Genomic DNA, 22281 nt, shown 5'->3' with positions numbered 1-22281 from the left:
GTGCGTTTCCCGTCAGCAGGTGGATTGGCGGCGGTCCGCCCGGGCGCCGGCGACCAGGATGTCGCCCACCGACGCACACTGGTCGTCCGTCCAGCGGGGATCGATGTCGATCTGGACGTGCCGGGACAGCAGGTCCAGCGAACGGTCGGCTCCCGGGCCCGCCTGGAGCTGATCAGCGTAGCGGTCCCAGCCGGGCAGGCAGTGCAGGTCCAGCGTGCCGGGCGTATACAGCGGCTGGGCCGCCGCTCCGGCACGGGTCAGCGCGTCCGACAGCCGGTGGGCCGCCTCGCCGCTCGGGGTGCGGACGACCAGGTGGGTTCCGATGGCGCCGCTCGGGTCGTGCTGGGTCCGTAGGGGCAGACCGGCGTCCGCGGCCCGCTGCGACAGGGCGGCGTGGTGGTGGCGCAGCCGCGCCACGATACCCGGCAGCCTGCGCAGTTGGACCCGGGCCACCGCGGCCAGGATCTCCGAGTAGCGAAGGTTCAGGCCCGGCAGGGCGGCCGGCCAGTCCGCCCTGCCGCGGTAGCGCAGGCGACGCCAGTTCTCCGAGCAGTCCTGGTAGGTGAAGACGCGTTCGGCCAGTCGGGGGTCGGCGGTGGTCACCGCGCCGCCCTCGCCGGAGGTGATGACCTTCCTGGACTGCAGACTGTACGTCCCGAGGTCGCCGACGGTGCCCAGCGGCTGTCCCCGGTGGCTGCCGCCGAGGGCCTGGGCGACGTCCTCCACCAGGGGGATGCCGTGCCCGCCGGCCACCTCGGTGAGCGCGTCCATGCGGGCCGGTGCGCCACGCATGTGCACGGCCACGACGGCGGCGGTGCGGGGGGTGCAGGCGCGTGCGACGTCGGCCGGGTCAACGGTGAGGCCGTCGTCCACGCCGACCGCCACCATCCGGGCTCCGAGGACGGCCACGGCGGCAGGAACGGCCACGAATCCATAGCAGGGCGCCACGACTTCGGTACCGGGGCCGACTCCGGCGGCGGCCAGTGCGCACAGCAGGGCGGCCGTCCCGGAGGCCACGGCCGTGACGTGTGGCGCACGGAGGAAGGCGCTCAGCTCGGCTTCCCACGCCTCTATCTCGCTGGGCGGCGGTTCCTGGCCGTCGTGCCCGTAGTAGCGGGACGTCCTGCGACCGCGCAGGACCCGCACCACGGCGTCCTCCTCCATGGTGTCGAACAGACCGGCCCCGATCGAGGCGGGCGGCGCGGGCAGGGGCGCGGACGATGTGGCCTGCCCGGGGGCGGTCGGACGGCTGTCGGTCACCTCGGTCATGGTGCTCACTCCTTTCGTTCCGGCGGGCGGGACGCGGCGGCGTCTGCACCTGCCGGGGTGTCACGGCGGCACGTGGCCACGATGCGGTCGGCCAAGTCGTCGATCGTGACGGCGGCGCCGACCAGTTCGGAGTCGAGCTCGATGTCGACGCCCAGCCGCTGCTCGACCCGGAGCAGGACCTCCGCCCTGCGCATCGACTCGACGCCGAGGTCCAGGGAAAGGTCGGTGGCGCCGTCGAGCGCGCGGTCGGCCAGGTGCGGCAGGGTCTCCCGCAGGGCCGTTGTGATCGCATCGACCGCGCTCTGCCGGGTCGGGGCCGCGTGTTTCATGACGCCTCCCCCTGGGCGGCCCGGGCCGCGGCCGTACCGGGCTGCAGGAGGTGCCGACGGTCGCGCAGAAAGGCCGCGACCGCGGCGTCGAGGCCGAGGCGTGGTGCGCAGCCGAGTTGCCGGGCCCGTGTGACGTCCAGCGCTCCCCGGGAGGGGACGTAACCCGTCGACCGCCAGGTCGACGGCAGGAGTTCCAGCCGGGCGCCGGAGTGGGCGGCGATGGTCCGGCCGAGATCTTCGTTGGTCCGGGCCTCGCCGTAGGCGAGGTTGAACACGTCGGGCGGATCGGCGTGTTCGGCGGCGGCCGCGAAGCCGTCGGCGGCGTCGGAGACGTAGGTGAAGTCGGAGATGAAGTCCGGCTCGGCGACGGTGACGAGCCCGTCGCGCAGGGCGGTCTCCATCGCGACGCATCCGAACCGGGCGCGGGGGTCGCCGGGGCCGAGCACGGCCGAGGGCCGCACGGCGACGTGCTCGAAGCCGTCGGCCGCGGCGGCCGCCGCCAGGACGCGTTCCGCCTGCGCCTTGGTCCGGCCGTAGACGTCGACCGGGGCCAGTGGTGCCGTCTCGGGTGTGGGATGCACGGTGAAGTGGCCGTAGGCGTAGCTCGACGAGGCGAGCACGACGCGCCGGGCTCCTGCGCGCCCCTCGGCGAGAAACCTCGCGAGCGCGTCGACCTGGACCTCCTGTGCCTCCGCCGGGGCCTGGCGGGACTCGGACGCGAGGAGCGCCGCCAGCCACACCACCACCTCCGGCCGGAACGTGTGTGCCGCGCGGCCCATGGCGGTGGTGTCGCGTACGTCGATCTCCCGGACGTCCACGCCCGCCAGGCGCGTCTCGCGCGCTCGTTCGGCGAGGTCCCGGCACGGACCGGGCGCCATGCTGCGCAGTGCCCGGAAGGAGTCGCTGACCAATACCTCGTGGTGCGGGCGCAGGCGCTGGGCGAGGTGGCTGCCGATCAGTCCCGCGCCGCCGACGATCCAGATGCGCATTCAGGCCTTCTCCTTCACGGCCCGTTTGACTTCTTCTGCGATGTGGTCCACGTCGGACGGGCCGAGCCCGGCGTGCAGGGGCAGGGAGAGAACGGTGCGTGCGGCCTCGTCCGTGACGGGGAGCGACACGGGCGGCAGTCCCGCGAAGCAGGGCTGGCGGTGCAACGGCACGGCGTAGTGGACGGCAGTCGGGATGCCGGCGTGCTCCAGCGCCGTGCGGACGGCGTCCCTGGCCGGGTGAGGGAGCCTGACGGTCGCCTTCGACGGTGACGCGTGGGCCCACTGCTGGGGGACGACCGGGGAGATCAGCGGGTCGTCCGCGAAGACGGCCGCATAGTGTTCGGCGATCCGGCGCCGTGCCGCGTTCTCCCGGTCCAGTCGGCCGAGGCGGTGGCGCAGGAACGCGGCGTCGAGAGCGCCCATCATCGCGTTCCTGCCGAGGTGTTCGTGCCGGAAGCTCGCAGCCGCCCCGTTGTGGCGCAGGGCACGCAGTGTCTGCGCCAGCGCGGCGTCGTCGAGGGCGATCACACCGGCCTCGGCCGGTCCGCTGAGCTGCTTGGTGGGCCCGCAGCTGAAGCAGGCGGCCACGGACCGGGTGCCCGCGGGGCCGCCGTGTGTTCCTGCCCCGACGGCCTGCGCGCAGTCCTCGACCATGACGAGGCCGGACGCCTCGGCCAGACGGGCCAGTTCGTCGGCCGGAGCGGGGAGTCCGTACAGATGCACCGGCAGGATCGCCACGGTGCGGGCAGTGATCGCATCAGCCACCGCGGCCGGGTCCAGCTGGAGGTCGGACGGGCGAACGTCGACGAACCGGGGGGTCAGCCCGGCGCGGGCGACCGCCGCCGCCGTGGCCTGGAATGTGAAGGCCGGGGTGATGACCTCACCGCCGGCGGGCAGGGCGAGCGCCTCGAAAGTGAGGGCGAGCGCCTCCGACCCGGAGGACACCGCCACCGCGTGGTCGCGGCCCAGCCATGCCGCGAACTCCCGCTCGAAGGCGGCTACTTGAGGGTTGCCGTGGGAGAGCCACTGCCCCGAGTCCAGCACGTCGGCCACGCAGCGCAGCCACTCCTCGCGGTGTTCCTTCTCGTGTTCCCAGCCGAAGAAGCTCACCCCCGGGGCCGGGTCACGGGCCGGCTCAGCCATGGAGGATCACCTCTGCCATGGACGCCACCATGCGTTCGCCGACGTGTTCGTCCCACAGGGGCACCCGGGGCGGGGTGCCGTGCGGCCGTGCGGCCAGGATGCAGTCGACCAGGTCGGGCTCGGTCAGCGCGACCAGCGTGTTGGTACCGACCTCCACGGTGGTGCGCCGGGCGGTGGCGGGGGCGAAGGTGAAGCAGGGGACGTTGTGGACGGTCGTCTCGTCCTGCAGCCCGTCCGAGTCGGTGAGCACCGCGTGGGCATGGCGCACCAGGCAGGCCATGTCGCGGAAACCGAGCGGGGGCACCAAGCGCACCCGTTCCAGGTCCTGCGGGTCGACGTGCCGGTCCAGCGTCCGCTTGGTCCTCGGGTGCAGGGGGAACACGACGTCGATGCGGGCGCTGAGCTTCCTGAGCACGGTGGTCAGCGCCGCCACTCCGGCGGCATCGAGCACCGCCGACTCCTTGTGGGCGGTGACCACGACGTACCGGCCCGGTACGAGGTCGAGTTCGGCGAGCCGCTCCTCGCCGCCGCTGCGCCCGTACAGGAGAGCGGAGCAGGCCATGAGGCTGCCCACGGTGCGTACGGTGGCGCTCGGGATGCGCTCGGCGACGAGGTTGAGCCCGCTCCACCGGCACGGGGCCAGATGCAGCTGGGCGAGGCGGGTGATCTGCCGGCGGTTCAGTTCCTCGATGCTGTCGTCCCCGGAGCGCAGTCCGGCCTCCGCATGCACCACCGGCACCCCGAGCTGGGCGCCTGCCATCGCCGCCGCGACGGTGGAGTTGACGTCGCCGAAGACCACCACGGCGGCGGGCCTGGCGCTCAGCAGCGGCTTCTCCATGCGTTGCAGCACGGTGCCGACCTGAGTGGCGTGGGTGCCTGAGCCGACGTCGAGGTTGTGGTCGACGGAGTCCAGTCCCAGCTCGCGCTGCAGGTTTCCGGACAGGTCGGCGTCGTAGTGCTGTCCGGTGTGCACCAGTGTGTTGACGATGCCGGGGCGGCGGCGCAGCGCCGTGAGGAAGGGACCCGCCTTGACGATGTTGGGGCGGGTACCGATCACGGTGACCAGTCGGGTGTTCACAAGCCTTCCTCCACGTCGGTGTCGCGGGAGCAGCGGGCAAGCAGCAGGCGGGGCACGCCGGAGAGGTCGGCGAGCAGTTCGGCGCTGCGGAATCCGGCCAGGGCGGCCGCGTGCAGTTCCTCCGCGTGCGCTTCGGGGATCTCCGCGAGACACACCCCGTCGGCCGTCACCTTGCCCGGGGCGGCGGCGTAGAAGCGGCGGAGGGTGTCCATGCCCGTGCTGCCGCCGCCGAAGACGGCTTCCGTGGGTTCCCGCAACGTCTCCGGCGGTGGTGCGCTGACCTCCGCGGCGGGCAGGTAGGGGAGGTTGACGGTCATCAGGTGCACCCGTTGCGGCAGGGGGGCGACGAGATCGCCCCGGAGCCACCGCACCGGCGCGTCGAGGCCCAGCGAGGCGGCGTTCGCCCGCGCCACGTCCAGGGCGTCGTGGCTGCAGTCCAGGCCGTAGGCCCGGACCCGGCCGGTGTGCCCTCGTACGGTGGCGAGCATCGACAGCAGCACCGCGCCGCTGCCGGTCCCTATGTCGGCGATCCGTACGAGGTCCCGGCCGGTCAGCAGTTTGCAGAGTTCCTCGGCGGCGAGCACCGCCAGGGACTCGGTCTTCCTGCGCGGCACCAGGACCCGTTCGTCGACGCTCAGCGTCAGTCCGCGGAATTCCATCGTGCCGAGGACGTAGGCCAGGGGTTCTCCTTCCGCCCGTCGGGCGCACAGCCGGTGGCCGACGGCGACCTGCTCCTCGGGGACGTCGTCCAGCCAGCGGATGGTGCTGCTGTGCGTGCCGAGCGCGGCGGCCACGAGCGCGGTGGCGTCCTCGTCGGGCTGCGGTGTGCCCGCCGCCTCCAGTCGTGCGCGCAGGGCCAGCCACAGGCGCAGCGCGGTGGGCGTAGCGGTCATCGCTCCTCCTCGGGTATCGGTATGTGTGCTGTCGAGCCGTGCTCGGGTGGGCTCAGGCACCGGCGCCGACGGGGACGCTCAGCTCTCGCACCCGTGCCTCCGGGCGGAATCCCAGGAGTTCGTAGAACTGGCGCAGCCTGTGGTTGTCCGCCGCGACTTTCAGATGGCAGCGGGGCACGCCTTCGGCACGGAGCCGGTCCATGAGGGCGGCGTACACGGCGGTGAGTGCGGACAGGCTGGAGGTGTCACGGGCCTCCCGGGCGACGATCAGGCCGCGCAGGAACGCGAAGGGTTCACCGTGGCCGTGTTTTTCGATGTGCAGGCGGGCGGTCGCTGTGACGTGCTCGCCGTCCGGGGAGACGACGTAGGCGTTCCCGGCCAGCCACAGGGGGTGTTCGGCGGTGAGCCGCCGGCTCGTCTCTTCGTCGATCGGTGCCGCGAAGCCCTCGTCGTTCCACAGCCGGAACGCGGCCGGGATCAGGTGCGGGACCCGTGCCAGGCTCACGGCTCGCTGTGCGGGGCCCGGGTCGTGCACCTCGCGCACCATCCCGTACCAGTCGAAGTCCGTCTCCCACGGCAGGGCGTCGGCCCGCTGCGTCAGGTGCCGTGTCCCGGCCTCGGTCTCCATGACGACCATGCGGGTCCCCTCCGGTTCCGCGCGGAACGTTCCGGTGAGTGCGGCGGCATCCTCGTGCCAGCGGTGGTGCCGGCCGGGCAGCGGGATCAGCGGCTTGCGGCGGGGGTTCCCGGTCTCGTCCTCTGCCAGGGCGAGCACGCTCTCCGTCTCCCCGACGGCCTTCTGGGTGCGCAGCCAGCTGGGCGGCGCCAGGTACGGCAGGCTGGGATGGTCCAGATAGGCGTCCAGTGCGGCGGTGGGCGTCATGACGGGCGGGCCTCGGCGGTGAGGCCGGCCAGGTCGAGCAGGGTGTCGGCCAGACCGCCGACGGTCGTCATCCGGTCGAGGTCGCTGAGGCGGTCGATGCGGGCGTCGAGGCTGTGCCGTCGGGTGAGCGCGGTCAGCAGCTGGACCACGTTCAGGGAATCGAGTCCGAGGTCGTTCTGCAGATGGGCCCCGGGTCCGATCGCCTCGGGTTCAAGTCCTGTGAAGTCGGCCACCAGGGTCCGTACCTCGCTCAGCAGGGTCGTCCTGTCCACCTTCGTTCTCCTTGGTCGTCGGGTCCGTCGCGGTGGGCGTCCGGGTTCGGGGCGGTGTCCCCCGCGGGCCGTCACGCGTGCCAGACGAACGCGCGGCGTGCGATGACGTCGTAGGTGTCCTCGTGGTAGTGGCGCGCTATCTCGGAGCGGCGCATCTTGCCGCTGGAGGTCTTGCTGAGCGTGCCGCGGGGAACGAAGACGATCTCCGTGGGGCCGAGGCCGATCTCCCGGACGAGCGCGACCCGGAAGTGCCGCATGGCGTCCGCGCCGATCTCGCCGGCGGGCACCGGCTCCGCGATGACCGCGTAGCCGCCCGACTTGCCGGGCACCGCCGCGCAGTTGCCGGGTCGCACCACGGACACGCCCTGGGCTGCCCGCTCGATGTCCGTCGCGTAGAGGTTGCGTCCGGCCACCACGATGACCTCCTGCGACCGGCCGGTGACGAAGATCTCGCCCGATGCGTCGACGTAGCCCAGGTCCGGCGTGCGGAACCACTCGCCGACCTGCTGGGTGCCCTGTGTGGTCACGTACTCCGTGAGCAGGGACCGGGTGCGCACCCGAAGGTGGCCGATGCGGCCGTGCGTCCCGTCGTCCGTCCCCGCGGCGCCGTCCGCTGCGTCCGGCTCGGGTGCGACCTCCACCTCGACGCCGTCCAGCGGCCGGCCCAGTGCGACGAAGCGATGTCCGGTGGCCGAAGGGTCGCGCAGCCAGCGGTTGCGGCCCAGCGCGGCGGGGTCGACGCCGACCGCGGACCAGAGGTCGCCCGGGGCCACGGCGGAGACGCCGACGCCGACCTCCGCCATGCCGTAGGCGGGGCACAGCGCCCGTTCGTCCAGTCCGGCGGGCCGGGCGGCCCCGGCGAAGCGCTCCAGGGTGGCGGCGGAGATGGGCTCGCTGCCCACCACCAGCCGCCGCAGGGGCCGCAGGTCGAGCGGGGCGGCACCGTCGGCGAGCCGTGCGGCGACCAGGTCGAGCGCGAAGTTCGGCACGAGGGTGTAGTCGGCACCGTGGTCGGAGCAGTCCCGCAGCCACGACAGAGGATCGCGCCGGAACGCCTCCGGAGTGCTGAGCAGGATGTCCCCTTCTCCTGCCCGGCTCCGTCCGGCGGCCGCCCACGAGGTGAGCAGGGCGCCGATGAGGCCCATGTCGTGCGAGAGCGGTAGCCAGGAGCAGCAGCGCACGCCTTCGTCCAGGGCCAGCCGGCCGATGACCGCCTCGACGTTGGCGGCGAGTGCCGTAGCGGAGATGCGTACGCCCTTGGGGGCGCCGGTGCTTCCGGACGTGAACTGCACCAGTGTTCCCGGGCGGGACCGGTACAGGGGCGGGCCGCCCTCGCGCGCAGCCGCGAACGGTGCGAAGTGCACGGCGGGCTGCGTCGGGAGCGCCAGGGGCGTTCCGTCCGCGGTGAGGACGAGCCCCAGGTCCAGGCGGCGGACGATGGCCTCGATCATGGTGAGGTGGGCGGGCAGGTTCGGGTTGCGTCCGGGAAGGGGCAGGGACACCAGATCCACTCCGGCCAGCCAGGCACCCACCACGACGGGAACCGTGTCGGGGGTCAGCGTGAGGAACGTGCCGACGGCCTTCCCCTCCGGTGTCCGGGCGCCGATCCAGCGGGCGCAGTCCTCCGCGCGCCGCCACACCTCGTCACCGGTGACGGGTTCCTGGTCCGCTCCGAAGCGCAGGGTGGCTCGGCTGTGGGAGGCGTCCGACAGCAGATCGAGAAGTTGGGTCACGTCACGGTCCCCCGTGGTAGCCGCGGTACAGGACGTGCTCGTCGACAACGGGCACCAGTTCGGCGCCGAGCGAGAGCTTGAACTTCGTCAGTCCGTTGAGAACCGCCCGGCCGGTCTCGTCGCAGTGGATCCCTCCGAGGTCGCACCGGGTGCAGCCACGGTCGCGCAGCCAGCGCAGGCTCTCCCGGAACAGCACCGCCCCGTAGGGCTCGGCCCGGCTGGTCGGCGCGCGCGACACCCAGCCGAGCCGGCCCGCCCTCAGGAGCAGGGCGGCCGAGCGGAGTTCGTCGCCGACGGTCAGGAACAGATAGGTTCCTGCCCCCGTCTGGCGGAACCAGGTACCGAGTTTCTGCAGGTAGGACTCCGGGAGGGGGCGGTAGCCGTTGCGCCGGGCGAAGTCCGCGTAGCAGGCCGCGAAACGCCCGGCCGCCGCCTCGTCCGCCCGCGCGCTGACCCGGACCCCGGTTCGGGCCGCCTTCTTCAAGGTGTAGCGGGTGCCGTGCGACATCCGTGCGGTCATCGCCTCGTCGGTCCCCAGTGCCACGGTCGCCGTCATGCGGTGGAACTGGGTGCCCAGGGGCCGCCATCCGGCCTCGCGCAGCACACGCTCGACGTCCCCGACGGCCGGTGCGGCCTCCGCGTAGGGGCCGATGCGCACCTCGTGTCCGCCGAAACGGGCGCGGATGTCCTCCGTGGCTGTCCGCAGGGCGGTCTCGTCCGCGTACACGGGGCCGCGGGTGCAGGTGAGGACGGGGCCGCCGACCGTGTGTGTCACCAGGCCCGCCAGGTGGTAGCCGGCTCCGCTGAGGAAGACCTGTTCGTCTCCGGCCCCCGCCTTGGCCGCCGTCCAGCCGGCCCGCTGGAACGGGGTGTGGACGGGGTAGCGTGCCAGCTCCTGGTCCCAGTCCGTGGCGGCCTGCGGGTCTTGCGGCAGCGTGGACGCGCGGGACGGTACGGCGCTCATCGCGCCTCCACGGTGTCGCGCGTCGGCGGCCGGGCGGGCGGTGGCGTGTCCCGGAGCCGGTCCCGTGCGGTCGTCATGGCCGCCAGCAACCGGTGTTCGGCGTCGCTCACGTCGGCCAGTGCCGAGCCGACACCGGGTTCCGCCATGCCGTCGCGCCGGGCGGACCGGGCGAGCGACCGTGCGAGGGCCGCCCACGCCGTTGCGGACTCCTCCACCCGGCGGCACAGCGCGGTGCTGAGCGCCTGCGGGTGCAGATACCGGTGGCGCCGGGCGAAGTGGAGGAACAGCCGGCGGTTGCCCACCACGTACTTGTCGATGCACGAGGGCAGGTGCCAGCGCAGGGCCAGCCGCAGGAGTTTGCTGTCGAGCATCGCCGCCGCGTGCGGGGAGGTGAAGGACTTCAGGAGCTCCACGGCAGCCAGGCCGTGTTCCATGCCGGGCACGCGCGGGGCGCGACCGGACAGGTTGCGGCAGGACAGGTTCAGCAGTGCGCGAAGGTCGATGTCGTGCCGGTCGCCGTGCCCGACGGCCGTCTCACCGATGTCGTACGCGAGCACCTGCACCCCGTGCCGGGCGGTGTCCGCGAGGTCGTCCCAGCGCACCTTGTGTTCCCGTGGTACGGGATCGGTGCTGGTCGGCTGGCGGTCGGCGAGCAGCAGCGCACGCCCGTCGCAGCCGAGGGCCATCATCGTGTGGTAGTCGGCGGGCAGCAGATCGGTGGCGGACAGCCAGGGCACGTGCCAGCGGTGGGCGTGCAGGACCGGCACGTGTCCCCGCCCGACCTCGTCGTGGACGAGCCCGCGCAGGTCGTCCACGGACCAGGCGGTGTGCCACCGAGCCCGCACGGAACCGAAGAACTGCGGGACGGTGAGCCACTGTTCGCCCGGCGACGCCAGCCAGGGGCGGAAGGTCCGGTCGGTGGAGAACACCGTGCCGACGGGCTGGACGAGCTGGTCGGTGGCCGCCACGACACGGTGGCCCCGCAGCACGTCGCGCAGGCAGTGGTGCAGGCAGTTCAGCTGTGCGGCGGGGAAATCGTCGGCCGTGCGAGGTGCCGCGCCGCCGTCCGTCTCCGCCCCCGTTCCCGTCCCCGCCCCCGTCGCCGGTCCGGGCGGCGGGGCACCAGCCGGTGCCTCGGCGCCCGCGCCCAGCGCGGCCGTACGGCTCCAGCCCTGCGGGGTGCGCCAGGGGGAGGCGCAGTCGCCCGGGGCGGATGTCGGGAGAGTCATGACGGTTCCCCCTCCCCGCCGTCGAGGGCGGCGGCCATCCGCAGTCGCTGCAGCTTGCCGCTGGTGGTCTTGGGCAGCTGATCGCGGGCGACGAACCGCACGTCCGACACGGGGATGCCCCCGGCCCTGGCGGTCCGCAGCAGGGCCCGGCGTTCGCGTTCGCCCGCCTGCTCGTCCTCGATGACCACGACCATGCGGCCGGCAGCGGCGTCGGTCACGCCGACCGCGGCGACCCGGCCATGCTTCGCGTATCCCTCGCGGACGACGAAATCCTCCACGTCGGAGGGCAGGAAGTCCTCCCCGCCGACCCGGATCACCTCGCGTCCACGCCCGACGAAGACCAGTTCGCCGTCGGCCATGAAGCCCAGGTCTCCCGTGTCGACCACGGTGTCCGCGGACACGGGCCCCGGCTGCCCGTACGGACCCGCGCAACGCGTGGCGGAGCGGACCTTCACCTCGCCGATCACATGCTCGCCGACCCGTCGGCCGGCCCGCTCGATCCACACGTCGTGCCGCGGGATCGGGGTGCCCACCGACACCATGGCGCTGCCGCCCGGCAACGCCGCCGGCCCGGGTCCTCGCCCCCCGTCCGGCAGGGGCACCGTGCGCCAGCGGCGGCCCGCCGGGGCGCAGGTCACCATGAGTGTCGCGTCCGACATGCCGTAACAGGGCCGGACCACGTCGACCGGCGCGCCCGGCAGTGTCTCCTCGAAGGCCCGCAGGACCGGCGCCCGCAGGACGTCGGCACCGACCGGGACCGTCCGCAGCGGCGGGCGGGTGCCGCTCGTCGCGAGGGCCTTGGCGGTGACGTGCATGCCGGCGGGGATGACGGGGAAGTACGTGACGCCGGCCTCCGCCATGCGGTTCACCCAGCCTCGCGGCGACCGCATGAACTCGGCCGGGCTCCACAGCAGGAGAGGGCGCCTGAGGTGGAGGGCGAGCAGTGCTCCGCCGATCAGGCCCATGTCGTGCGAGAGCGGCAGCCAGGAACCGAGGATGTCCGCGTCGCCGACCTGGAAGGTCGAGGCGAGCAGCCGGAGCTGGAGCCCCAGCGAGCGGTGCGGGATGCGCAGGGGGCGCGGCGGGCCGCAACTGCCGGAGCTGAACTGGAGGTAGGCGGTCTGCGCCGGGTCGGCGGTGTCGCTCACGGGGGCGGAGGGGCGGGGCAGGTTCTGCCACTGCCCGCCGGTGTGGATGCGGTGGGCGCCGACCGCCTCTCCCGCGGCGAGGACACGCCCTCGCACGGAGTCCTGCGACTCTCCTGGGCGGCTGGGGCTGATCACAAGGGGCAGGGCTCCGGCCAGTGCCGCGGCGAGGAAGCCGGTGAGCACGTTCTCCGGCAGGTCGTCGAGAACCAGGACCGGTAGGCCCGTCAGGTCACCCGCGAGGGCCGCCTGCCTGCGTGCCTCGGCCACCAGGGCGCGGGCGTCGAGGGGGGCTCCGGTGGTGCGGTGAACGGGCAGGGGAGCGGTCACTTCCTCGATGCGTTCGCACAGGCCGACCAGGACTGAGGCCTGGTCCGGCTCCTGTGGCGGGGCGGTGGGGACGGCGCGGTGCGTCGCGTGGCGCACCTGCTGTTGTCCGGTCGTCATGGCGTTGTCCACGTCGGCTCCTTGAAGCGTGTACGACGGGGCGGTGCGGGACGGAGGGTGGGCCTACCAGGTGACCGTCAGCCGGGTCAGGCCGCGGGTGGCCAGGCCACTGGTCCAGCGGACGGACGCGTCCCCCGGGGCCAGGCGCAGTCCGGGGAACCGCACGAGACTGCGTCCGATCGCCGTGGCCACCTGGAGCCGGGCGAGATGCGCCCCGAGGCATCGGTGCGCCCCGTGGCCGAACGTCAGGTGCGGTGGTCGCGTCTCCTGCACGGCGTCCGGGTCGGGAAAGACGGCCGGGTCGGTGTTGGCGCCGGCGAGGGAGACCACGGCCGCCTCCCCGGTCCGCACCGTGACCGGCCCGAGCGGGACGTCCTGGAGCGCGACGCGGGGGAAGCTCAGAGGCGTGGCCGGCACCAGGCGCAGGTACTCCTCCACCGCGGCGGGCGTCCACGCGCCCCTTGCGCGGAGGGCGAGCCGGTGGTCGTGGTCGGTGAGCAGAGCCAGGGCGGTCAGGCCGATCTGGCCGACGGTCGTCTCGTATCCCGCCATGAGCAGGGCCAGCCCGAGGTTGACCAGCTCGTGTTCGGACAGGGCGCCCTGACCGTCCCTGGTCCGGATCAGCGTCGACATCAGGCCGTCGTCGGGGCATCGCCGTTTGCGCTCGATGAGCGTGGTCATGTAGTGGACGAGCATGAGCCGCTGTCGCGTCTTTTCGGCGGGTGACCGGGCGTTGATGTCGAACAGGACGTCCACCGACGACCTGAACCGGTCGCGGTCCTCGTCGGGGATGCCCAGCAGGCCGCACAGGACGGAGAGCGGCAGCGGAGCCGCCACATGGGTGACGAAGTCTCCGGGCGGGCCCTGTGCGGCGAGGCCGTCGAGCAGTCCGTCGGTCAGCCGCTCGACGAGAGGCCCGAGGGCTTCCGCGCGGCGTGTGCTGAAGGCTCCGGCGACGATCCGGCGGATTCTCGCGTGTTCGGGTCCGTCCATGCTGGTCATCGCGCTGGACGCCGGGGTGATGTCGGACAGCCGAGGCGCGCCGTGTGCCACCGCCGCCGCTCGGCTGAACCGCGGATCGCCGAGCACCGTTCTGCCCAGCGCGTAGGAGGTGACGAGCCACAGCCGGTCACCGGTGGGGGCGGTGACCAGGCGGACCGGGGCGCTCGCGTCGTCCCCGGGTGCGTGGGTCAGTTCGGGAAAGGTACGTAACTCCGCTGTGATCGTGGCCCTGTGCGTGCCGAGGTCAGGCATGGGCACTCTCCAAGGGGCGCCGGCCCGGTGAGAGGAGGCCGACAGGTGGGGGGCTGGAAGGTGCACCGGGCGGTACCGCCGGTGTCTCCGGTCGTAGGGGGATCAGGTCGGATCTGTCGCGGTTCGGCCGTGTCGGTGCACGAGCAGCCGATCGGCGGCGACGGGCTCAGGAGCCTAGGACAGCGGATGACGAGGCGTCAATACGTCCGCTACAGCTGATGATTTGGCATCCGCCGTGGGGTGTCCGACATTCGCCTTGTCAACCCGGGCGGATACCGGTACCCATGAGGAAGCCGTTCCGTCCGCCCGAGTGGACGGCCCGGCCCGGGTACCGCAGTTCGTCTCCAGCGAGGGACCAATGATGGGTGAGGACGCTTCAGCCACCGACGGCGACGGCGGTCGCCCTCTGCTGCGCACCCTGAGCGAACGCCTCAACGAGCTGATCGCAGCCGTCTACCCCGACGAGCGGACCCGGCCGGGGTACGCCCGACTGGCCAAGGAGATCCGCGAGAAGACCGGCGGGGGGATCTCCGGTACATACCTGTGGGAACTGGCCACCGGCCGCAAAGACAATGTGACGGTACGTCAGCTCGAAGTACTGGCACGACACTTCGGTGTCCCGCCGGAGTACTTCTTCAACGACGAGGTGGCCCGTCGCGTGAGCGCGGAACTTGCTCTGGCCTCTGCCCTGCGGGACGCCCGCATCCGCAATATCGCGCTGCGTGCGGAGGGACTGTCGCCCAACAGTCTGAACGCCATCCTCGCCATGGTGAACGAGGCCCGGCGGGTGCAGAACCTGCCCGACCTCACGGAGCGGCACGACCACCGGCCCGAATCCGAGGGCCCCGAGGATTGACGGAAGTGTGCATGCCGAACGGGGAGCGCCGACTGCACCAACGCTGCATGGCCCGGCTGGAGGGGATCGACATCCCGCATCCCTTCTCCATCGAGTCGTTCTGCCGTCACCTCTCCGCACAACGGCAGCGCCCCCTGTACCTGCACCCCCTGCGGGCGCAGGAGGCACCCGAGGGGGCCTGTGGCATGTGGCTGGCCACGGCCACCGATGACCACGTCTTCTACGAGCGGCGGACGGCGCCCCTGCACCAGGACCACATCGTGCTGCACGAGATCGCGCACATGCTGCTCGAACACGGCGCCCAACCGTCCGGGACGGACCTCGCCGACCATCCCCATGTGCGGGCCCTGCTCCCGGACCTCGACCCGCACCTGGTGCGACGCCTCATCGGCCGCACCAACTACACGCGGGTCGAGGAACTGGAGGCAGAGATGCTGGCCACGCTGATGCGCACCCGGCACAGCGAGCCCTTACGGTCGCGTCCGGGCGACGTGCTCGGCAACCTGGCCATCGCGCTGGGCGTGCCCCGGACCCCCGAGGCCTGACACGGCGCCATGCGGCAGGACGCGGCGAATGCGGGGACGTGGCTGGGATACACCAGCGTGTGCCTGCTGTGGGTCGCGGTGGCCCTCAGTGCCCCGTCTGCTCGCCGGGTTCCGCTGAGCCGGGCCCTGTGGCTGGCCATCATGTCGGCAGCCTGCGCCACGACTTTGCAGTTGCCGGGCGTTCCCCGGCTCGCCGCCGGGATCACCGGGTCGGCTCAGGCGATGGCGCTGACGAAGCACCTCCTCGGTGTCCTGTCGTCCGGGGCCATCCTCTGCTTCGTCTCGGCCGCCATGGGCACATCGCGTCTGAAACGCGTCTCGTGCGTGGCGACGGCCGCGGTGCTCGCCGCTCTGCTTGTCCTGGTGGAGGCGGGTGCCCTGCGCGACCGGACGCAACTGAGTGCCGACAGCGGCGGCGCGGGCGTGGCGTTCGCCCTCATTCTCATCATGACGCACCTGACGGCGGACTCGGTGTGCGTGGTGGTGTGTCTGCGCTGTGCCCGGCAGGCGTGGACTCAGACCTTCAGGGCTTCACTGAGACTGTTCGGCTACGGCACCGCCTTCTCCGGAGCCTTCTGGCTGGGATATCTGATGATGTTCGTCTCCGGCGACGGCCGGCTGTACGGGTGGCTGTCGGCGTTGATGTCGGTGCATGCCGTCCTCAGGGCCGCGGCCATCCTCATGCCCGTCGCCCGCAAGGTCCGGCGCACGCTGTCCCACGTCGCCACCACCTGGGCGCTGTGGCCCCTGTGGCACGACCTGGTCGACGTGGTGCCGCATGTCGCGCTGGTCAAACCCCGGGCGAGGATCCGGGAGGTACTGTGGCCTCCGGTGCCGCCCGACGTACTCGCCTACCGGAAAGTGATCGAGACGCGGGACGCCCTGCTGGTCCTGAGCGACTACACCGGGCCGGACGTGCCGCAACTGGCTCGCCGGCATGTGACCGACGCGGGCGTGCCGGAAGGAGACCGGCACACAGCGGTGCTGGCCTGTGTCATGCGGGAGGCGCGCGAGGCCAAGCTGTCGGGCGGTCCCAGACAGCACGTGCCCAGCGACCTGTTCGCCTCCGGTACCCGCGACCTGGCCGCGGAGAAGGCCCTCCTGATCGAGCTGGCCCGCGCCTATGGCTCCGCGACGGCCCGGGCTTTCACCGCGAGAACGCAGGGCGGCGGACAGCGGGAGCGATAACACGGCACCGAGCGGGCCCCGCTGCCGCTGAGGGCCTGGCCGGGAGGGCGGAGGGCTGCGGGACACGGGCTGCGGGCACGCACGTTCTGGGAGTTGCATGCCATGAGGGCGTCGCGGTGGCTGAGCCGCTGGTGAGACGCTTCCCGACGCGTAGATCCGCTGGAGAGCCTCACCCCCCAGCCCGGTGGGCCCGAGCCTGCATCAGCCGAGCCCGACCAATTCGGCGATCGTCCCGCCGAGCACCCGGTCGCGTACCTCTCCCGGGCTGGTGACCCGCTCCACCATCGTCCGGCTGAGGACCGGGTCGCCGTACGGCGCGTCCGATCCGAACAGAGTCCGGTCCGGAATCTCCTCGATGGCCAGCCGGACCGCGAAGACGATGTTGGCCGTGGACAGTTCCAGGTACATGCTCGGGGTCTCCCTCACCAACTCGACGGCCTGCATCCAGTTCAGCCCGCCGAGCTGGCTGACCACCAGCGGGACTGTCGGATAGCGGCCGGCGAGCGCCGACATCGTCACCAGATCGTCCGCCGTGGTCGGAGCGAATCCGTGCACCACCACGGGCAGCCCACCGTGATCTGCCGCCGCCCGGAGCACGGGTTCGATCACCTCAGCCCGTCCCGGGGGCGGTGTCAGCTCGCCGATCCCGCGCAGACCGCGCCCGACGACCTCGCGTTCCACGATCGCGGCGGTCTGCTCCGGGTCCAAGTCCAGCGGCACGGACAAGAAGCCGATGAACCGCTGCGGGTGTGCGGCGAGCGCGGCGTCCAGCTCGCTCCACGCCCCGCGATACCGCTCAACATCGCCGGCGCGACCTCCGATGGCCTCGTCAAGAATCGCCATCTCCCGGCGCAGCGAGGCGAGGTCACCGGCCCGCTCCGGGTGGGGGCGGGTGGCGAACAGCACGGCGCGGTCCACCCCGGCCTCGTCCAGCAGACCGACATGTGCCTCGACGGGGTCGTGGACGTGGCTGTGCGCATCGATGATCAATGGGTTACTCCCTCCTTGGTGATCGGCCCGGAATGCGGCCGACCAGTGCACTGTTGCTCCCTGACATCGTGTGAAGGTCAAGCCGAAAGGAGCCGGTGGGTGCTGATCGGGGAGCTGTCGCGTCGTACCGGAGTCAGTGAGCGCCTGCTGCGTTACTACGAGCGAATGGAGCTGATCAGCGCAGAGCGACGCGCCAACGGCTATCGGGAGTACGACGACCGGACGGTGGAGACAGTGCGGCGCATTCGCGCCCTCCTGGCCGCCGGCTTGCCCACCCGCATCATCCGCCAGGTCCTGCGCTGCACCCTGGACGAGGTGACGCTGCGTCCTTGTCCCGGCGTCCTCGCCCACCTCCGCGGCCAGTTGAACGTCCTCGACCGGCGTGCCGCCGACCTGGACACCGCGCGCCGCCTTCTGCGCCGGACGATCGCCGCCACCGAGAATGCGGCAAGCTGAGCCTGGTGTCGGGCGCCGGGGCGGCGCGCGTCACAGTGGCGGCAGATGACGCGTGCGAAGACGAGGAATCGGGCTCGCTTCGTCACCTGATCGGATAGCGTGCTCGTCCATGGGGGAGCTGATATTGATCAGGCACGGCCAGACGGAGTGGAGCCTGTCGGGCCGGCACGCGGGACGCACCGACGTTCCGCTGACCGAAGCGGGTGAGGCCGCGGCCGCGGCGCTCGCTCCGAGGTTGGCCCGACGCCCGCTGGCCGGCGTGTTCAGCAGTCCGCTGAGCCGCGCCATGCGGACGGCCGAGCTGGCGGGTCTGACCGCAGTCAGGCCCGATCCCGACCTGGTGGAGTGGGATTACGGCGGCTATGAGGGCCTGACCGCGGCGCAGATCCGGGAGGGGCGACCGGGCTGGGACCTGTGGCGGGACGGCGTCGTGCGCGGCGACGCCGACCGTCCCGGCGAGCGGCTCGACCAGGTGGCCGCGCGCACGGACGCGGTGCTGGGCCGGATCAGGCCGCTACTGAACGACGGTGACGTCGCCGTGGTCGCTCATGGGCATCTGGCGCGCGTACTCACCGTGCGCTGGCTGGGCCTGGACGCGTCGGCCGGCCGACTACTGGGCCACCCACATCCCGGAACTCTGAGTTTCCTGGCCACTGAGGACGGGCAACCGTTCATCTCCGCCTGGAACGTCCCGTAGCGGCAGCCCGCCGCGCGACCGCAGCGAGGGAGCGGCCGGGGGCACATGGGTACCGGCCGGGGTATGGTGCGGTTGCCGGCCGATCGGCCCCAGGACACCCAACGCCGGTACGCCCGGCGGCCCTTGCCGCGCCCTGTGGTTGACTACCGTCGTGTTGCCTGAAACCGTCTTCACCACCCAGGAACTGCCGGCGAGCGACCGTTTCGAGGCGTGGACGGAACAACTGGGGCGTACTCACGCGCCGATGCACCTGAGCAGCGATCGTGCCGCGGACTACCGGGGGCACCAGCGCGTGATCGGGCTGGGCGAGGTGACGGTGTGGCCCGCGACCTTCGACCATCTGGTGTTCCGCCGGACGCCCAGGCTCGTACGCCAATCCGACCCGGAGGTGTTCCACCTCTCCCTGCTGCGGCGCGGGGACGGCGCGGCAAGCTGGGGCAGGCAGCAGGTGGGGTACCGGGTCGACGACTTCCACGTGAACTACTCGTCCCGGTCCTACGAGATATCCACCGGCCCCGACCCGGTCACCATCGTCGGGGTGGAGATCCCGCGTGCCGCGGTGGATCTCCCGGCCGGCCGGGCGGACGGGGTGGTCGGACGGCGGATCTCCGGCCGCGAGGGCATGGGCGCGCTGCTCGCGGGGCTGCTCGTGCAACTGGCCTCGGACACCTCCTCCTACCGGGCGAGCGACGCCGAGCGGCTGGGCAGGGTCGTCACCGATCTCGTCACCGCCGTCTTCGCCCACGCCCTGGAAGCGGAGCCGCACCTTGCGCCCCAGACGCATGCCCGCGCCCTGGTCCTGCGCATCAAGTCGTTCATCCGACAGCATCTGAGCGACGCTGAACTGACCCCCGCTCGGATCGCCGCGGCCCACCACATCTCACGCAGCTACCTCTACCGCCTCTTCCAGGAAGAGGGGCTGACCGTGGCCTCGTACATACGCGACCAGCGGCTGGCCGCCGCCCGCAAGGATCTCACCGATCCCCGTCTGCGTACGCTCCCCATCCACTCCATAGCCCTGCGCTGGGGCTACCTGCGCCCCGGCGACTTCACCCGGGCCTTCCGCACCGTGCACGGCATCACCCCCAGCGAGCTACGGGACCAGCAGCTGAGCCGGACAGCCGTGGACGGACCGCACACCGACGTGGACGCTGTGCGAATGACACCCACCGCTGCACACGCACATCATTGATCCCGGTCGCTCAACAGGCTCCGTGCCCCAAGGCGAGCCAGGGACACGGGGGTGCCCTGACTCGCCCACGGCACGACAGCCCTCAACGCCGACGGCGTCGATCCCCCAACAGAGGGACGCCGTCGGCGTAGCCATATCGGGTGTGAGCAGTTGAGGTACAGAAAGTACCGCTGAGCTTGATCTTGACCTGGACTGCCTACTGTGTGGGGGGCTTCGACCCGGCGGGGCACTGCGCCGGCCTGCGGCTCGCACAGGTCCGGGACGTGGTGGGAGAGCCTGCCCGGCGAGACGCCGAGCAGCTTGGCGATCGAGGTCATCGAGCGGCCCGGGTCGGGCAGCAGGTCACGGGCGACCCGGTTGATCCCCTCGATGGCGGCTCCGGGGCGTCCGCCGCCCCGTCCGCGGGCGCGGGCGGCGGCGAGGCCTCCTTGGCGCCGATGACGATGAGTTCGCGAATGAGCGCCGCGAGCGCGGCGAAGACGTGAATCCCCTTGCGCAATGGTCAAGAATCGTTGACCATTGTTCGCATGCCTACCGATGATCTTCCCGAGACGTTTCACGTCACCACCGACGAGCAGCTACGCGCCGTCTCCAATCTCACGCGTCACCGGATCATGGCCGTGCTCCGCTTCGAACCCGCGACGATTACGCAGATCGCCGAGCGGGTGGGCCTTGCGAAGGGGAGTTCCAGCTACCACGTACGGCTGCTCGAACGGGCCGGCCTGGTGAAGGTGGTACGAACGCGCAAGGTCCGGGGGGTCACCGAGCGGTACTACGCGATGGCCGCGCGGGCGATCGTGCTGCCGGATCCGGGTGAGGGAGGCCCGGATGTGCTGATGCGGCATGCGGTGGCGGACCTGGAGGCAGCGCCGGCGGGCAGCGAGCGGCACGTGCGGATGGCGCATCTGCGGCTCACCGAGGAGCAGTTCGCTGAGCTGGGAGCGCGGCTCGAAGCACTGGCGGACGAGTACCGGGAGCTGTCCGATCCGTCGCTGCCGGACGCCTCACTCGTCTTCGCACTGTTCCACCCGGCATCGCGCCAGCAGACCGAAGGGGACGCCAAGTGACTTCAGACATTCGGAAGCTGCCGACCGGGTTCGGACGGCTGTGGACCGCGCAGACGGTGTCCTCGCTCGGTGACGGCGTAACGCATGCCGCGCTGCCGCTGCTCGCGCTGACGTTGACGCGGGATCCGATGGCTCTCGCCGTCGTCACCGCCGCCGGAACTCTGCCATGGCTGCTCTTCGGGGTGCTCGGCGGTGCGCTGGTGGACCGCTGGGACCGCCGGCGCACGATGTGGGTCACGGACGCGGCGCGTGCGGTGCTGCTCGCGATACCGGCGGCGGCGGCCGCGCTCGACGTGCTGAGCATTCCACTGCTCGCGACCGTCGCCTTCCTCCTCGGCCTCGGCGGACTCTTCTTCGACACGGCCGCCACGGCTTATCTGCCGGATCTGCTCGGCCGCGACCCCGCGCTCCTGGAGCGCGCCAACTCCCGCCTGCGCGGCACCCAGACCGCCGCGTCCGGCTTCGCCGGGCCGCCCGCTGGCAGTGCCCTGCTCGCGCTCGGGCGGGCGGTTCCGCTGCTCGCCGACGCGGTGTCGTTCGCGCTCTCCGCACTGCTCGTACGGTCGCTGCCTGCCGCACCCCGGCCCGTACCGCAGGCCCGTGAGTCGCTGCTGCGGCAGGCGCGGGCCGGCGCCGCGTACGTATTCCGGGATCAGTTGCTGCTCGGACTCGCGCTGCGTCCGGCGGTCGGGAACATCGCCTTCCTCGCCGTGGAGACCGTACTCGCCCTCTTCGCGCACGACCGTCTCGGCATCGACACGTTCGGCTTCGGCCTGCTCCTCACGGCGGAGGCCACCGGCGGTCTGCTCGGCGCGGGCATCGCCTCCTTCCTCGGCCGACGACTCGGCACCGGCGCCGCGCTGACCTGCACGGCCGCAGTCGAGGGACTCGCCATCCTGGGCCTTGCCGCCGCCCCGAACCCGTACGTCGCCGGCCTCGCGCTCGCCGTCTGCGGCGCGGGCATGGGCGCCACGATGGTGCTCGGCCCCTCTCTCCGGCAGGCGATCGTCCCCGCCCATCTGATGGGCCGGGTCGCCTCCACCTCCCGCATGCTCGCCATGTGCGCCGCCCCGTTCGGCGCCTTCCTCGGCGGCTGGCTGGCCACCACCTACGACGTACGCACCCCGCTCTACGCCGCCGCCGGCCTCCTCCTGGCCATGACCGCCGTCACCGCGACCATGACCAGCAACCGCAGGGTAGAGGCGGCGCTGAGTGCCGCCGCCCCGGCCGATGATCCGGCTCACCCGGAATCCCGGGATGCCGTTCCGGAGCGTGCCATTTAGGGCTCCGCGAGGTCATTGAGCCGGCGCACGGCAGGCCACCCAGCTCGGCGTCCCTCGCCTCGGCCCAGGAGGGTCGGATGCCTGGCCTCCACGGGAGGCACCGAGTGGCCCGGCGGGCCGGGTTCGCCGCCGTCAATGCTCGTCGTCCTCGACAGCCTCCGGATCCCGCAAGGGGCGCAGGCCCTGACCTTCCTCCGGGGCCTCCCGATACGCCTGGCGGACCTGGCCGCAGCTGCCGTGGCAGATCGCGCTCCGTCACCCGCGCCGTCACCCTCTGCGCGACGGCAGCGTCGACGTGCAGAGGGATCATCCCGGGCCCGCTCGCCCGCGAAGTGCGCACCGAACTGCTCATCACCGACCGCCCGTCATGACGCCCTGT

General features: G+C 72.2%; 22 protein-coding genes. 8 read left to right on the top strand and 14 right to left on the bottom strand.

The genetic code is table 11. From position 1 onward, the window contains the following. Positions 1–12: 12 nt before the first annotated feature. From ACIGXP_RS13950 to ACIGXP_RS13890, 13 genes are all read right to left on the bottom strand, one after another. Positions 13–1269 (bottom strand): DegT/DnrJ/EryC1/StrS family aminotransferase, encoded by a 1257-nt coding sequence (locus ACIGXP_RS13950; RefSeq protein WP_399767898.1) that lies wholly within the window; start codon positions 1267–1269, stop codon positions 13–15. Positions 1270–1274: 5 nt separating this feature from the next. Continuing rightward, positions 1275–1598: a phosphopantetheine-binding protein gene (locus tag ACIGXP_RS13945; RefSeq protein ID WP_399767896.1), complete on the bottom strand. Its 324-nt coding sequence runs from the start codon at positions 1596–1598 to the stop codon at positions 1275–1277. After that, positions 1595–2587, bottom strand: a complete 993-nt coding sequence (locus ACIGXP_RS13940) for an NAD-dependent epimerase/dehydratase family protein (protein ID WP_399767893.1) — start codon at positions 2585–2587, stop codon at positions 1595–1597. The genes ACIGXP_RS13945 and ACIGXP_RS13940 overlap by 4 nt, the downstream gene beginning before the upstream one ends. Continuing rightward, a complete protein-coding gene (locus ACIGXP_RS13935; RefSeq protein WP_363219186.1) occupies positions 2588–3730 on the bottom strand; it encodes a DegT/DnrJ/EryC1/StrS family aminotransferase in 1143 nt (380 codons plus the stop codon). Further along, positions 3723–4808, bottom strand: a complete 1086-nt coding sequence (locus ACIGXP_RS13930) for a UDP-N-acetyl glucosamine 2-epimerase (protein WP_399767889.1) — start codon at positions 4806–4808, stop codon at positions 3723–3725. Before ACIGXP_RS13930 ends, ACIGXP_RS13935 begins: the two co-directional genes overlap by 8 nt. After that, a complete protein-coding gene (locus tag ACIGXP_RS13925) occupies positions 4805–5701 on the bottom strand; it encodes a N5-glutamine methyltransferase family protein (RefSeq protein WP_399767886.1) in 897 nt (298 codons plus the stop codon). The genes ACIGXP_RS13930 and ACIGXP_RS13925 overlap by 4 nt, the downstream gene beginning before the upstream one ends. Positions 5702–5753: 52 nt before the next feature. Next, positions 5754–6584, bottom strand: coding sequence for a GNAT family N-acetyltransferase (locus ACIGXP_RS13920; RefSeq protein WP_399767883.1), 831 nt, complete (start codon positions 6582–6584; stop codon positions 5754–5756). Continuing rightward, positions 6581–6856 carry an acyl carrier protein gene (locus ACIGXP_RS13915; RefSeq protein WP_399767880.1) on the bottom strand — a complete coding sequence of 92 codons (276 nt, stop codon included), beginning with the start codon at positions 6854–6856 and terminating at the stop codon, positions 6581–6583. Before ACIGXP_RS13915 ends, ACIGXP_RS13920 begins: the two co-directional genes overlap by 4 nt. A gap of 71 nt (positions 6857–6927) precedes the next feature. Then, on the bottom strand, positions 6928–8589 hold the full coding sequence (locus ACIGXP_RS13910; protein WP_399767877.1) for an AMP-binding protein: 1662 nt from the start codon (positions 8587–8589) through the stop codon (positions 6928–6930). 1 nt (position 8590) lies between these two features. After that, positions 8591–9553, bottom strand: coding sequence for a lipid II:glycine glycyltransferase FemX (locus tag ACIGXP_RS13905; protein WP_399767874.1), 963 nt, complete (start codon positions 9551–9553; stop codon positions 8591–8593). Further along, entirely contained in the window at positions 9550–10782 is a 1233-nt protein-coding gene (locus ACIGXP_RS13900) for a hypothetical protein (RefSeq protein ID WP_399767872.1), read from the bottom strand. Before ACIGXP_RS13900 ends, ACIGXP_RS13905 begins: the two co-directional genes overlap by 4 nt. After that, on the bottom strand, positions 10779–12386 hold the full coding sequence (locus tag ACIGXP_RS13895; RefSeq protein WP_399767869.1) for an AMP-binding protein: 1608 nt from the start codon (positions 12384–12386) through the stop codon (positions 10779–10781). The genes ACIGXP_RS13900 and ACIGXP_RS13895 overlap by 4 nt, the downstream gene beginning before the upstream one ends. Positions 12387–12437: 51 nt before the next feature. Then, positions 12438–13628, bottom strand: a complete 1191-nt coding sequence (locus ACIGXP_RS13890) for a cytochrome P450 (RefSeq protein WP_399767866.1) — start codon at positions 13626–13628, stop codon at positions 12438–12440. 310 nt (positions 13629–13938) lie between these two features. Between ACIGXP_RS13890 and ACIGXP_RS13885 the strand changes: the two genes are divergently transcribed. From ACIGXP_RS13885 to ACIGXP_RS13875, 3 genes are read left to right on the top strand one after another with little or no spacing between them, the layout of a single operon-like run. Further along, positions 13939–14484 carry a hypothetical protein gene (locus tag ACIGXP_RS13885; RefSeq protein WP_399767863.1) on the top strand — a complete coding sequence of 182 codons (546 nt, stop codon included), beginning with the start codon at positions 13939–13941 and terminating at the stop codon, positions 14482–14484. An 11-nt stretch (positions 14485–14495) separates the two neighbouring features. Further along, entirely contained in the window at positions 14496–15029 is a 534-nt protein-coding gene (locus ACIGXP_RS13880) for a hypothetical protein (RefSeq protein WP_363219197.1), read from the top strand. 9 nt (positions 15030–15038) lie between these two features. After that, a complete protein-coding gene (locus ACIGXP_RS13875; RefSeq protein ID WP_399767859.1) occupies positions 15039–16217 on the top strand; it encodes an MAB_1171c family putative transporter in 1179 nt (392 codons plus the stop codon). A gap of 201 nt (positions 16218–16418) precedes the next feature. Here the strand turns inward: ACIGXP_RS13875 and ACIGXP_RS13870 are convergent, their stop codons facing one another. Beyond that, positions 16419–17207: an amidohydrolase family protein gene (locus ACIGXP_RS13870; RefSeq protein WP_399767856.1), complete on the bottom strand. Its 789-nt coding sequence runs from the start codon at positions 17205–17207 to the stop codon at positions 16419–16421. 99 nt (positions 17208–17306) lie between these two features. Here ACIGXP_RS13870 and ACIGXP_RS13865 point away from each other — a divergent pair, with 99 nt between their 5' ends. The 5 genes from ACIGXP_RS13865 (at position 17307) to ACIGXP_RS13845 (ending at position 21902) form a co-directional block, all read left to right on the top strand. Beyond that, the gene (locus ACIGXP_RS13865; protein ID WP_399767853.1) at positions 17307–17663 is read left to right on the top strand and encodes a MerR family transcriptional regulator; all 357 of its coding nucleotides are present in this window, start codon (positions 17307–17309) and stop codon (positions 17661–17663) included. Positions 17664–17772: 109 nt separating this feature from the next. Continuing rightward, positions 17773–18360 carry a histidine phosphatase family protein gene (locus ACIGXP_RS13860; protein ID WP_399767850.1) on the top strand — a complete coding sequence of 196 codons (588 nt, stop codon included), beginning with the start codon at positions 17773–17775 and terminating at the stop codon, positions 18358–18360. A gap of 151 nt (positions 18361–18511) precedes the next feature. Then, positions 18512–19552, top strand: coding sequence for a helix-turn-helix domain-containing protein (locus ACIGXP_RS13855; protein WP_399767847.1), 1041 nt, complete (start codon positions 18512–18514; stop codon positions 19550–19552). A 527-nt stretch (positions 19553–20079) separates the two neighbouring features. Continuing rightward, positions 20080–20619 (top strand): winged helix-turn-helix domain-containing protein, encoded by a 540-nt coding sequence (locus ACIGXP_RS13850; RefSeq protein WP_363220906.1) that lies wholly within the window; start codon positions 20080–20082, stop codon positions 20617–20619. Then, positions 20616–21902 (top strand): MFS transporter, encoded by a 1287-nt coding sequence (locus ACIGXP_RS13845; protein ID WP_399767844.1) that lies wholly within the window; start codon positions 20616–20618, stop codon positions 21900–21902. The genes ACIGXP_RS13850 and ACIGXP_RS13845 overlap by 4 nt, the downstream gene beginning before the upstream one ends. Positions 21903–22281 lie beyond the last annotated feature (379 nt).

Source organism: Streptomyces sp. NPDC053069, from assembly GCF_044546895.1.
Lineage (GTDB): Bacteria > Actinomycetota > Actinomycetes > Streptomycetales > Streptomycetaceae > Streptomyces.
Note: the sequence above shows the minus strand (reverse complement) of the source record. Positions and strands in the feature narration are given on the sequence as shown.

What these genes read in the sequence shown, in the direction of transcription:
- ACIGXP_RS13950 (WP_399767898.1), bottom strand. Translation starts at nt 1,269, where the DNA reads ATGACCGAGGTGACCGACAGCCGTCCGACCGCCCCCGGGCAGGCCACA.
- ACIGXP_RS13945 (WP_399767896.1), bottom strand. Translation starts at nt 1,598, where the DNA reads ATGAAACACGCGGCCCCGACCCGGCAGAGCGCGGTCGATGCGATCACA.
- ACIGXP_RS13940 (WP_399767893.1), bottom strand. Translation starts at nt 2,587, where the DNA reads ATGCGCATCTGGATCGTCGGCGGCGCGGGACTGATCGGCAGCCACCTC.
- ACIGXP_RS13935 (WP_363219186.1), bottom strand. Translation starts at nt 3,730, where the DNA reads ATGGCTGAGCCGGCCCGTGACCCGGCCCCGGGGGTGAGCTTCTTCGGC.
- ACIGXP_RS13925 (WP_399767886.1), bottom strand. Translation starts at nt 5,701, where the DNA reads ATGACCGCTACGCCCACCGCGCTGCGCCTGTGGCTGGCCCTGCGCGCA.
- ACIGXP_RS13920 (WP_399767883.1), bottom strand. Translation starts at nt 6,584, where the DNA reads ATGACGCCCACCGCCGCACTGGACGCCTATCTGGACCATCCCAGCCTG.
- ACIGXP_RS13905 (WP_399767874.1), bottom strand. Translation starts at nt 9,553, where the DNA reads ATGAGCGCCGTACCGTCCCGCGCGTCCACGCTGCCGCAAGACCCGCAG.
- ACIGXP_RS13900 (WP_399767872.1), bottom strand. Translation starts at nt 10,782, where the DNA reads ATGACTCTCCCGACATCCGCCCCGGGCGACTGCGCCTCCCCCTGGCGC.
- ACIGXP_RS13890 (WP_399767866.1), bottom strand. Translation starts at nt 13,628, where the DNA reads ATGCCTGACCTCGGCACGCACAGGGCCACGATCACAGCGGAGTTACGT.
- ACIGXP_RS13880 (WP_363219197.1), top strand. Translation starts at nt 14,496, where the DNA reads ATGCCGAACGGGGAGCGCCGACTGCACCAACGCTGCATGGCCCGGCTG.
- ACIGXP_RS13875 (WP_399767859.1), top strand. Translation starts at nt 15,039, where the DNA reads ATGCGGCAGGACGCGGCGAATGCGGGGACGTGGCTGGGATACACCAGC.
- ACIGXP_RS13860 (WP_399767850.1), top strand. Translation starts at nt 17,773, where the DNA reads ATGGGGGAGCTGATATTGATCAGGCACGGCCAGACGGAGTGGAGCCTG.
- ACIGXP_RS13850 (WP_363220906.1), top strand. Translation starts at nt 20,080, where the DNA reads ATGCCTACCGATGATCTTCCCGAGACGTTTCACGTCACCACCGACGAG.